Source organism: Candidatus Zixiibacteriota bacterium (assembly GCA_018820315.1).
Taxonomy (GTDB): domain Bacteria; phylum Zixibacteria; class MSB-5A5; order JAABVY01; family JAHJOQ01; genus JAHJOQ01.
In genome coordinates this window covers 1-11424 of the sequence record JAHJOQ010000038.1, presented here as the reverse complement: position 1 = coordinate 11424, position 11424 = coordinate 1, and the positions used below count along the sequence as shown (strand labels likewise).

Below are 11424 nucleotides of genomic sequence, written 5' to 3'. Positions count from 1 at the left end.
TTGTCGCCCACCTTCCGTCGATGACAATAGGTGAGCCACAATCGATTTCAATGGGTGATGTCTATTAGCCCTGGGTGATGTCTCTATTAGCCCCGCAAGTGCAGTTCGCCCCCTTCTGGTTCAGTCTAGAATTCTACTAGACAACAAATCTATCCGCAGTCGTTGCAGATCCTTTAGTCTCTGAGCGGGGATCATAACAGATCTATTGTGAGATTCTACTGCATTCACCGGAGGTGAGCGAGTTCACGGATGAGCAGAAGTTTGAGATGGTCCTTGATCTGCTATCAGGCAAGGCGTCCACTTTGTCTGAAGACGTACAGCCTTGAGAGAATAAATCGTCACATCGTCAGCAGATACCGAGTCTTTCCATTCATCGCCAAGTGCAAGTTCCTTCAGATAATAGGCCATCACTGCAGCCATCTCTGCAGCCGTTTTGGGCTGTTTCTCGTCCTTGAAGATTCCGATCGTCTTCTGGCGCATCGGGTTGTCCTCTCGTTTCGTCGCTATACGACCCCAAGTCGCCAATGGGATGATCGGGAAGCTGTACACTCTGGCCTCCCATAGGCTGAAAATACGCACAGACAGCAGCCCGGACTTTCACTCTGTCCCCCAATTCCAACGGCTCAAGGATCTTGATAATTCTGCTTATCGCATCTTGGGGAACGCTTTGCTGTTCCTTGTCTGTCACGTGAATCACTTCCTTATCCGAAAACCGGTTTTCGGGCTTTCCTTTGTGGCTACATCCCGGCTGTTAGACATGGGACGACCCACCTCTCATTTCACCTTGGCCGCAAGCCATTTCATCGCTCCAGGAGTGGCCTTCCATACCGCCCAGTTCTCGTGGACATAGAGCACGGCTTCGTTGTCGTCGCCGAAGCCGTAATGCCCGGGAAGGGTGCGCGGCAACTTCTTTCGACCCAGGAGGTAGGGAGGCACGTGTTGGTTCTCGCCGAGGGCTGCTTTCAGCGACTTGTCTGCGATTGCGGAATCACCGTGCATCCGGAAATCAAGTAGTGCCCTTGAGTACATCCAGAAGGCCGTGCAGTCTCCATCGTACTGCTTGAAGAGTTTTTCGGCGTCCTCGTCGCGGCCAAGCTCAATGAGGCATGGCATCAAGAGGGCCCGGATGCCTTGGTTGTCGTTGGGGTTGAGCCGCAGCAGGTCAGAGTAATGATCGACGGCCTCTTCGCGCTGACCGGCCTCCCACAAGCTCTGCGCCAGACCGGCGCGGGCGCGCATGTAGGGTCTCGTCTCCGTTAGACCCCAGAAATGGCCGACACTTTCTTCGAACTCTTCTTTGCCGAGTGCGCGTTCACCCGCCTCGACTCCTTTGCGGTAAAAGTCTATGACTTCTTCGAGCGATTCCGCTGTTTCCTCGGCAAGGAGGTTGTAAGCGTCCGCGCAGTCGGCGGATACTTCCAGGGCCTTCCTGGCCAGATCCACTGCACGCTGGCGAGTCGGCGCCTCCCAGGCTTCGTACATGATCTCCTGGGCCTCGTCCACTGCGTTTCGCTTACCGCCGCCGAAGATGCTGGACATCACCCCTTCCATTGCCCGGTGATCCGGTAGTGGGGGAAGGTTCTCCAGGTTTGAAAGAGCGCTCGATTTCTTCTTCCCCTGCGACTTTGCCTTGGCTTTCTTCTTCATTTTCTCTCGCTTCTGTCGCTTTGGGAGACTTTTCCTGCTCATGTGTTCCCTTTCAGGAAATCCCGGATGGCATCTCTAACCCTCCGGGCCAGTTTAGTTGTTTCGCGTACCTCTTCCAAGTTACACTCCGGCTGATCGCCTGGAAAGCGAAACATTTCTTTCACCAGAAAATCGTCAATTCCCATGGCCGCTTACCTGGCCGGTTATGAAAACCGCAACTTGACTGCCTGTGCGCAACCGGGCTGTTAAACAAGGCGGTATGTTAATAATTGTACCGGATTGAGTCGAATCTCTGTCCAAGCATAATAAACACGATTTTGTAGATAAACAAAGATGTTTCTCTCACCTGGTGGAACTCGGAACTTAAAAGGTATCCCCCTTCTGATCTGGGGTCAGGATGGAAAGAGATTGGTGATGGAATGGTTCAGGAGCAGGTAAGTCGGAGTGAGCGTAGCGAACGGAGACTTACCTGCTCTATGCAGAAACAAATGGACACATACCCCATGTCCTGGTTGATTCTATAAGCTGTCAGGAAGGGATTCCTGACAGCGCAGGGCTGAAGTCGCCACGTCGCTCGAAGACTCGTTCCTCGCGATGGCGCCGTTTGGCGATTTCGGCATTCTTTCAACACGCCCCATCAACGGCATCCGCTTGACGGTGCGACAGATATCAATAGTGTTTGAAGTGATTCACGGCAGAGATATCGCCTGTTGCACAGGACTGGCGAGAAACTGATGGAAATGTTAACAACAGTGAAAGTGAGACGCTCGCTACTCCCAGTCACCTACTGCAATGAATGCAGACCAGCTGTATGGATGATCAGCCAGACCATTGGCGCGCAGACTGGATATTTGTCGAAGCTGTAACTGTCTGAGCCGTTGAGGAATCGTCATGTCGGATGCGACGTACAGATCATACATGATTGCTGCAGTCTCTCTGTCAGGAACCGGCCACAAAGCGCTTATTATGGTCTGAACTCCTGCAACGCGAAAGGCGCGTCTCAAGCCATACACGCCCTCGCCACTCTTCACCTCTCCCAGCCCAGTCTCGCAGGCTGACAGCACGACCATGTCCGTTCCGTGAAGATCCATACACGATACTTCAAAAGCGGTCAAAATGCCGTCGTCTACGCCCAAACTGTCGGCGCCGGCGCCGTGGAGATTGGCACCTGCGAAAAACAATCCCGATTGGAGAAGCGGATTTTCAATCGGCTGCCGATACGTCATGTCGAGAATCCTGCCCGGGCCGGACTCGTCGCACTCGTGGGTCAGAAAGTACCCGTGCGTGGCAAGATGGATGACTCGTTTCCCTGTGGCCGACAGTTTCAGATTATCCTCGCTGGCCGCCTGTCCCAGAAAAGTACATGATGACTCTGCAAATGTTGTCTCCCATTGAGCGGTAACTAGCTCAATTTCTCTTCTGGTTCCAGGCAGTCGATGGAGTGTTATCCCGCTGAAGTATTCACACCCGGTACGCAGGTTCTGTGTTTCGCTCTGGTCTTTGCTCACCGAAGCGAAGACTACCTGCTCGTTTTGGCCTGTCCTTGCGATAGCATCGGCATAGAAATCCGGATCACCGACGGCAAGCAAACCCGATCCAGTTGCGTGCTGTCCTACTCGACGAGCGATCTCGCGAGCAGAACTTATATAGTGAACAGCGTGCTTCTCGATCAGATATGCGCCATCATCATCAATAAGCCCAGAATAGGAAACCAGATTAATGGCGCCGTCCGGAGCTATGAGAACAGTCTCACCATGGGCGAGTTGATTCTCAACCGGCGCAATGAGAGCAACGTATAGCTTGGTAGCAATAGCTTCGTATGTCTCCCTGTCGCTTGCAAGAGGCATGTGGCGCTGGCTGGAGAGTCCCTTCATGTGCTCGCTGTATGCAGACACGAGCATATCGATCTGCGACGCCTCGCCGAGTATTACCATTGCTGGGTTTGTCTGCCGTCGTAGAACAACAGCAACGTAATACGGAATAGCGTCGTCAGCATTAGAGTCAGGGGGCCTGTAATTGAATCGCAGATACTCGATCAGGGTGATGCCGTCCGGCAACAGGGATCGAATCTCCTCGACACTGGTATTCACAAAGTCCCGATGATCCTTGAAACTCACGCTCCGGCGGGCAAGCTTTGACTCAAGGTCGTTAGCGACCTTTCTCAGCGAGTCGGCAGTAATCGATAGGTCACTCCGGACATCGCTCTGCCCATTCACAAAAAGCCTGGATAACTGGTGCCTCGTGGCGGTTAAAGAGCTGACCAATGCGCGCGTCGCCGAATCCACTTGTGATGAAAGCAGCCTGTTTCGTTCGAGAATTCCATCTGTAACCTGGCCTTTGCTCGAAATAACTACATTTGCCGCATTGAGATCGGGCTGATAACCTGCTCTGTCTGCTTCGAGATAGGCACTGAGGTAGTTATCAGCAGAGTTGCGCAAAATTCGGGCATAAATCAGCGCATCCTGCTCCGAGAGAACTGATGAATTATCTATGAAGTTTTTCTGCCTTACTGTGTAGGCACGATTTGCATAGGCAAGCGCTTGATCGTAATTCTCTTGCATCCTGCATAGCCTGGAAAGTGCCTCTAATCCCTGAGCCACGTAATAGTGTTCCGACCCGAGAGAGGCCTCCCAGATTGCCAACGCTTGTTTGCAGAGCGATTCAGATGCGGCGTACCTGTCCGTATTCTGATATACTTCCGCCATATTCGACAATTGGACAGCATAGAACGGATGCCCGGCTCCAAGACTCCGCTCTACTATACTCAGAGCGCGATTGTACAGTGGCTCTGCATCAGAGTATCGTCCTTGTGCCTTATAAAGCGATGCAAGGTCGCTTAGGCAGACTGCCACTCGCAAACTCTGGGGACCCGAAGATTCCTCGTTAATTGCAAGAGCACGCGTATGAAGTAACTCTGCCTCGGCATAACGTCCCTGAAGCTGATAAAGAGCGGCAATATCGCTGAGAATATACGCCACACTGTGATGATCCGCCCCAAGAGCCCGTTCTCTTATAGCCAAAGATCTCACATAGAGAGATTCTGCCTCAGTAAACCTCCCTTGATCCAGATAATGCCTTGCAAGGTTGTTCATGCTGCCCGTGACGGAGAGGTGATCTGCTCCAAACACTTTCTGTCGAATGGCAAGCGATCTAAGATGCAGAGGTTCGGCCTTCGCGTATCTACCCTGATCGTGGTATATTATTGCCAGATTGCTCAGGCTGTTTGCAACAAGTTCGTCATCCGGGCCAGCCAGTTCTTCTCTCATAGCTAAGGCCCTCTTCTGCAATCGTTCGGCATCTTCGAATCTGCTCAGATAATAGTATGTTAGAGCGGTTCCGCTCAAGCTAAATGCAATATCGAGATGTTTGGGACCGAGAACCTTCTCTCGTATCGCGAGCGAACGCTGCCAAACCGGAAGAGCTCTGCCGAAATCAGTGACATGGAAGCAAAGTACACCTAGGTTACACAGTAGTCTCGCAACAGTTGTATCCTCATATCCAAGTTCTTCCTCCGCGGCTCTAATCGCTAATTCACTCAGGACTATAGCAGAATCGTTGTTCCGAGCCATGGAGAGCGATGAGGCCTGATCCAGCAGATCCCTCCAATCCTGTGCATGCGCTCCCCCTACAAACACAAGAAACAGGATTGACGCGACAATCCGGATCTTCATTTTTCGAACCATGTTTGACACTCCTGGCAAGTATGACTTCATCATTGGGAATGCCGTCAAACTAGGAGATTGCAGTTTTCGTCAGGCAACAATTGAAATATATGGTTCAATGAAACATTTGTGTCTTTCGTATCTGTCATCGAGGTACACCAGCTGATCCATAGCATACCCACCTGTATTGCTGAGGCTTAGAATCCGAAGCTCCACGCCCGAGTTGCCAGATAGCCGCCATCGACCTGATATGTGATTGCAACGCATCCGTGCACGTCCATCTCTTCGTCCACCAGAATCGATATCGATTCAAGATTCATTCCTGTCTGAAGAACCTCCCTTGAAGGCAAGAGCAGTAGCCAGATCCTGGCATCAATTGCATCATCAAAGCTACTCACCAGCAAAACGGAACTGACATCGACCAGCTTTCTGTCGGTGCCATCGACGAGTGAGACTGACACAATCGTCCGAGGCTGATCATGCTGCAATTCGACTGGCGCAGGGTTCAATATATATTTACCGTTTTCGTATTGCACAGCATCGGCGAAGGCCGCCTCGGCAGCCTCTTGATCGCTGGCGAAGACATGCTGCACAAGTACTTCATCACCGGTTCTTGTTATGTTCGAGACAAACATTCCCTTATCCATGACTTCCACCGATTCAAACTCAGCTATCGATAGGACTCCCCTACCGGAATTCAACATCAGCGCAATCTGAATCGATACCAGTCCGAGAATCATCACACTCGCCAATCCAAGGGCAGCCGATCTCATGGAGAATCGTCTTCGCCCTGATGTCACGGCGACCGCCGGAGTTAATGACGCATCTCCCTCTACCGGCTGGCCGGTCAATCTGCGTGCCAGCGACACGAGAGCTGCTGTCAGGCTCTTCAGATGCTGAATAATGCCTACCTGATCCTGGACCGATGACTGTTCCGCAGCCTTAGCGAGAAAACCGCTCAAATGGGGCGCGACTGGGGGAGGGCAGTCTATAAACGCTTGTGTCACAGCAGCATCGGTGAGGATCAAGAGATCCTCAGCCATTTCAAGGAGCTCGCGCCTGAAAGAGGCCGACCGTATCAGAGCCGCTCTGATCTCCTCTTCTTGAGCGCCCGTAGCAGAGCCAAGTAGATAGGCTGCGATCGCCTCTTCGGAAGGTCTGGTGAAGTGCGGGGCATCCCGATCTCTGGCTGCTCTCACCAGGCTGTCCAGCTGCCTATCTTCATTGGCCTTATGATCCCGGTTGGCCGACATTTTCCGATCCGCCTCTCGTTCTTCGTTCAGCCGTCAATGACGACAATGTACTTCCCAATATATACAACTTCCATCAGCCCGTTTTTCGGGATCGCTTCATGCAGAAAGTGGTGCCGACAGGACATCTTCCTCTATGACTGCAAGACCGTACACACATCAATGCCCTTCTCAGAAACCAGTCTTTTCAGACGCCTACGGCACTCCCTAAGATCATCAGACACCCTCTTGTTCCGATCCGCCGGCCACCCCATCGCCATAGTCATTTCTCTTGGTGTGTACTCGTCAGCTGCAAGCTGCAGCAGCAGTTGACAGTACTGCCCCAAGTCCGACATGCAAGCCCTGACAATCTCAATAGCACCCTTCAGCTTGGTTCTTTCTTGCGGATCAATGTCAGGATCTTCACCGTACTTGTCTTGACCGCAATTTCCGCACTCGCCACCACCTACGAAAATGTCGTCCTCCCGCCGTTGCTTCTTCAGGTAATCAAGACATCGGTTGTGAGACAACACATAGAACCATGCTGCAAACGGTTTGCCGCAGTCGGAATAGCGGCGCAAGACTGCAAAATTGTCCTGTACACAGTGCAGAACGATGCTCTGCGCTAAATCCTGCTTTTCTGTTTCGGCAAGGCTTCGCATCCCGCGAGGCGGCTTGAGCTTCAGCAAGCGGATAGCAAATGAATAGAAACCTCTAAAAACCGCATCGGGGTCCGAATCGAGCAGATCCAGAAACGGAGGCCAAGATTGATCCAACATGTAAGCTATGACCTGATAAGCTGCAATAAATCGACCGTGTAAACCAAATTCTACTATTTTGGAGTCTGCATGTCAACGATTTTCTTGGCCCGTCACCGGTCAATTCGGGCGTATTACTTTCAGGACGTTCCTCATTTCCCCTTGGTGATTTGCTATAATCGATTTCTGATCAGTGAATTGGTGATTTGAGTAAGTGGAATTATCGTTTTTCGGAAAATGAGGAAACTCTCATAATACTTTTCATTGACAAATTCTAACTAAGCCCTATATTATTAGCTTTTCGTAATTCCCCGGATGGCGAAATGTCTATTCGGGTTTTTTCTGCGCAATTATTCCCTGAAGATTCAACCATCAGGTTCTATTGGAATAAGTTGCTGCACAGATATAGTGTGTATGAAAGGTGCATTGACTGATGACTGATATTGCTCGCATCCGAAATCTTGCCATTGTTGCCCATATTGATCACGGCAAAACGACACTCATAGATTCTGTTTTCAAAGCTACGCGGACTTTCCGCGAAAACCAGGAAGTTGCCGAACGGCTCATGGACAACAATGTACTGGAACGTGAACGCGGTATTACCATTCGTTCAAAACACTGCACCGTATCATGGAATGATTACCTGATAAATATCATTGATACCCCCGGTCATGCCGATTTCTCCGGCGAAGTGGAACGAGTACTCTCTATGGTTGACTCGGTTCTGCTTCTAGTTGATGCCAGTGAAGGGCCGATGCCTCAAACCCGTTATGTGCTCATGCGCGCCCTGAAGCTCGGACTTCGCCCGATTGTCATTATCAACAAAGTCGAATGTCCGAATGCCCAGCCGGATTATGCCCTGAATAAGACATTTGACCTCTTTATAGAATTAGGTGCAACCGATAACCAGGCCCATTTCCCGGTACTCTATGGCTCCGGTCTTGAAGGATGGTTTGTCAGTGATTTGGACAAAGAAGGGCGCAAAGGAATGGATGCCCTCTTTCAGACAATCATCGACGAAGTTCCTCCTCCACAAGTCAATCAAGATGGTGAATTCTTAATGCAGGTCAGTTCCCTTGATTGGAGTGACTATATCGGTCAAATTGGCTGTGGGCGTGTTCTCCGAGGTACTTTAAGGAAAGGTGAAGATTTCACCCGCATGGTTACAAGGCTGAAAGACAAATCATCTCGAGATAAAGGTTGGGAGTTCGATTCCTCGTCAAAGGCAAAGGGTATCCATATGTGGATGACTCGCGGCCTGACTCGCGTCGAAACCGATGAAATTTCCGCCGGCAATATTGTCTGGCTAGCCGGGCCGCCGGAGATTGGAATTGGCGATACCTTTTCCAAGAATGAAGATACCAAAGAAGCACTGAAACCTCTCGAGATCGAAGAACCTACTCTTTCAATGTTCTTCCTGGTCAACAATGGACCATTCTCAGGACAGGATGGCACGGCGATTATGCTCCGTCAGCTGAAAGAACGACTCGTAAGAGAACTTCGTGTGAATGTTGCGCTTCGAATGGCAGATATCGGTCGCCCAGATGGTGTGAAAGTCTCCGGACGGGGCGAACTTCATTTGGCTATCTTAATTGAAGAGATGCGACGAGAAGGACTTGAGTTCTGTATTTCCCGCCCGGAAGTCATCACACATCTTGACGGGAATGGAAATGTACTGGAACCGATTGAACAGCTTATCATAGATGTTCCCGAAGAACATCAGGGAATCATCATTGAAAAAATAGCCAAGCGTAAGGGTGATTTGACATCAGTTGAGAATGCCGGTACGAATACTATTCGTATAGAATTCGAAATTCCTACACGTGGCCTAATCGGATACAGGTCGGAGTTCTTGACAGACACACGTGGTCTCGGAATAATGGCATCCCGCTTTATTCGCTACGGTCCGTGGCGTGGTGATCTCGTACAGGGAACTAAAGGTTCTGTCGTTAGTATCGAAACGGGTACTGCCACGGCCTATGCCCTGGAAGGGCTTCAGGAGCGGTCGGTCATTTTCGTTGAACCCGCAGAAAGAATCTATGCCGGTCAGATTGTCGGCGAAAACTCAAGAAATATGGATATAATCTGCAACCCGACCAAACGGAAGCATCTTACCAACCATCGGTCATCAACAAAGGATATAGCTGTCACACTTGATGTCCCTCGTAAGATGACGTTAGAGCAGGCAATGGGATGGATCAGAGATGATGAGCTGGTTGAAGTGACTCCGAAATCTATTCGTATTAGAAAGACAATCCTCAATACTGATGCTCGAAGACGTGCCGAGAAAATACAGCACCCCCTAAAAGAAAGCACCAATGCGTTACAACCGAGACGTTCCGCATAATTGCCTCAAGAATCATATAAAGAAAAAGTCAGGACACATATCCTGACTTTTCTTGTGACATCATAGATGGCCCCATTGTTTCTTGTTGAAACAACGACCTGACCTCAAAGCAACTACGCTCGTATCATCTACTCTATCTGTCCCTATAACGCTGCCATCTGCTTCCCGCACTACTGAATAGACCAGTAGAACTGACTCTTCGCTAATAAGGATATTGGCACGAGTGCCGATACAAGACTTAAGTATGGAATGTACTGCGAAACATCCGGTTAGACTCAGACATGCGATTCGACCTGCCAGCATTTTCCGCAGCTGGTTGCTTCCGCTGTTCCTGACTGCACTCAGCTTCACACTGTGTGCAGCGCCAGCACTTTGTGTCAATTACTTTGTCTCCCCAACAGGCGACGATGACAATGACGGATTCGATTCGAGCGGAGTAGTCGATTCCGCAGGGGGCATTTCCGCAGATCCACTATTTGTCAATCCAGCAGGTGGTGATTTTAGCCTCCAGGGCGGCTCACCGGCCATTAATACGGGACTTTATCTTGGCTACGATTATTGCGGATCAGCCCCCGAAATGGGCGCCATAGAATATTGTGTCAATCAAGCGCCTGTAATAGATGTTCCGGAGCAACAGACCACAAAACCGGATGGCCATGGGTTTGGGATGATAACATGCGCAAAAATTGTTGATGTTCATGGGGGCAGTATCTCCGCTACAAGCGAACCCGGCAAGGGGACCACATTCCGAGTCGAGCTACCAGTCAGTTAAACGCGTCATGCAGATAAATCAGACCTCGTGAGACACTTCGTTATCATCGTAATTCGCACGCATGGAGGGACTTGTTGATAAACCCCGGACATTGTCACTGCGAGCAAAGCGTGGCAATTTACGCTCACCTTGTGGCGCCGGGCGGCTGAGAGATCACCATATCGATCTCCTGCTCGAAATCTCACAGGTGATTCAGTACACCCCCATCCCCCCCAATTTTCCACCCTGCATTATCGACACGCCAAGCCGATAAATAGAACTAAAGACAAGATTCGCTACGATGCATTGCGACTTTGCACCGGTTGACGGCGAACGTTCACCAATCTTTCCGGGAGTGATTATCGAGATGTCTGGCACTAAGAAATCAACAAGGACAGCAATAAGTGACCCGGCTATAGACAAGCAGCACTTGTATCAGATCGTAGCTAAAAGCGCTGACGCCATGCTGGTGGTGGATCAAGCAGGAGTGGTGAAATTCGCCAATCCCGCAGCCGGCGTCTTGCTCAATCGCAAGTCAGGAAATTTGATTGGAGAGCCGTTCGGTTTTTCGATTATATCTGGTTCCCCAGCAGAACTCAGCATTCCGCAAGCCAGCGGGAGTGTGGCCACTGCCGAAATGAGAGCAGTCGCGATCCAGTGGAGGGGAGAGCAGGCATACCTGGTGACACTGCGCGACATCACGTATCGTAAATTGATAGAGACAACTCTGGTGGACCGGGAGAAAATGCTCTCCGGGCTGATCAGTTCCGTGAAAGACGCAGTTATAGTGATCAATGATAAGGGTCTGATCTCAGATCTCAATCCGGCTGCTGAGAAGATGTTTTTGCGCGAGGCTAAGGAGCTGCTGAACGCTCCATTTGATCTGCTGATACCTGCCGCCAATCGCGAACAGCACTCTAGTGTCCCGTCAACATGATATTATTGGGCATGTCATTGACTTCCGAAATTGTTTGCGCTATATTTGTGCAAACAAGGAGGTGGTCGATGAAAAAGTACATCGTTCGATTAT

8 protein-coding genes are annotated in these 11424 nt (G+C 50.5%); 3 read left to right on the top strand and 5 right to left on the bottom strand.

The genetic code is table 11. The features are described 5' to 3' along the window. Nucleotides 1–243 precede the first annotated feature (243 nt). From KKH67_03455 to KKH67_03435, 5 genes are all read right to left on the bottom strand, one after another. Nucleotides 244–549: a hypothetical protein gene (locus KKH67_03455; protein ID MBU1318234.1), complete on the bottom strand. Its 306-nt coding sequence runs from the start codon at nucleotides 547–549 to the stop codon at nucleotides 244–246. Between the two features lie 225 nt (nucleotides 550–774). After that, a complete protein-coding gene (locus KKH67_03450) occupies nucleotides 775–1647 on the bottom strand; it encodes a tetratricopeptide repeat protein (GenBank protein MBU1318233.1) in 873 nt (290 codons plus the stop codon). A 770-nt stretch (nucleotides 1648–2417) separates the two neighbouring features. Continuing rightward, entirely contained in the window at nucleotides 2418–5330 is a 2913-nt protein-coding gene (locus KKH67_03445; protein MBU1318232.1) for a CHAT domain-containing protein, read from the bottom strand. A gap of 176 nt (nucleotides 5331–5506) precedes the next feature. Beyond that, nucleotides 5507–6562, bottom strand: coding sequence for a hypothetical protein (locus KKH67_03440; protein ID MBU1318231.1), 1056 nt, complete (start codon nucleotides 6560–6562; stop codon nucleotides 5507–5509). 131 nt (nucleotides 6563–6693) lie between these two features. Continuing rightward, entirely contained in the window at nucleotides 6694–7317 is a 624-nt protein-coding gene (locus KKH67_03435) for a hypothetical protein (GenBank protein ID MBU1318230.1), read from the bottom strand. A gap of 412 nt (nucleotides 7318–7729) precedes the next feature. Here KKH67_03435 and typA point away from each other — a divergent pair, with 412 nt between their 5' ends. From typA to KKH67_03420, 3 genes are all read left to right on the top strand, one after another. Further along, nucleotides 7730–9643 (top strand): translational GTPase TypA, encoded by a 1914-nt coding sequence (typA, locus tag KKH67_03430; GenBank protein MBU1318229.1) that lies wholly within the window; start codon nucleotides 7730–7732, stop codon nucleotides 9641–9643. A gap of 244 nt (nucleotides 9644–9887) precedes the next feature. After that, entirely contained in the window at nucleotides 9888–10415 is a 528-nt protein-coding gene (locus KKH67_03425) for a hypothetical protein (GenBank protein MBU1318228.1), read from the top strand. A 280-nt stretch (nucleotides 10416–10695) separates the two neighbouring features. Beyond that, a complete protein-coding gene (locus KKH67_03420) occupies nucleotides 10696–11331 on the top strand; it encodes a PAS domain-containing protein (protein MBU1318227.1) in 636 nt (211 codons plus the stop codon). Nucleotides 11332–11424 lie beyond the last annotated feature (93 nt).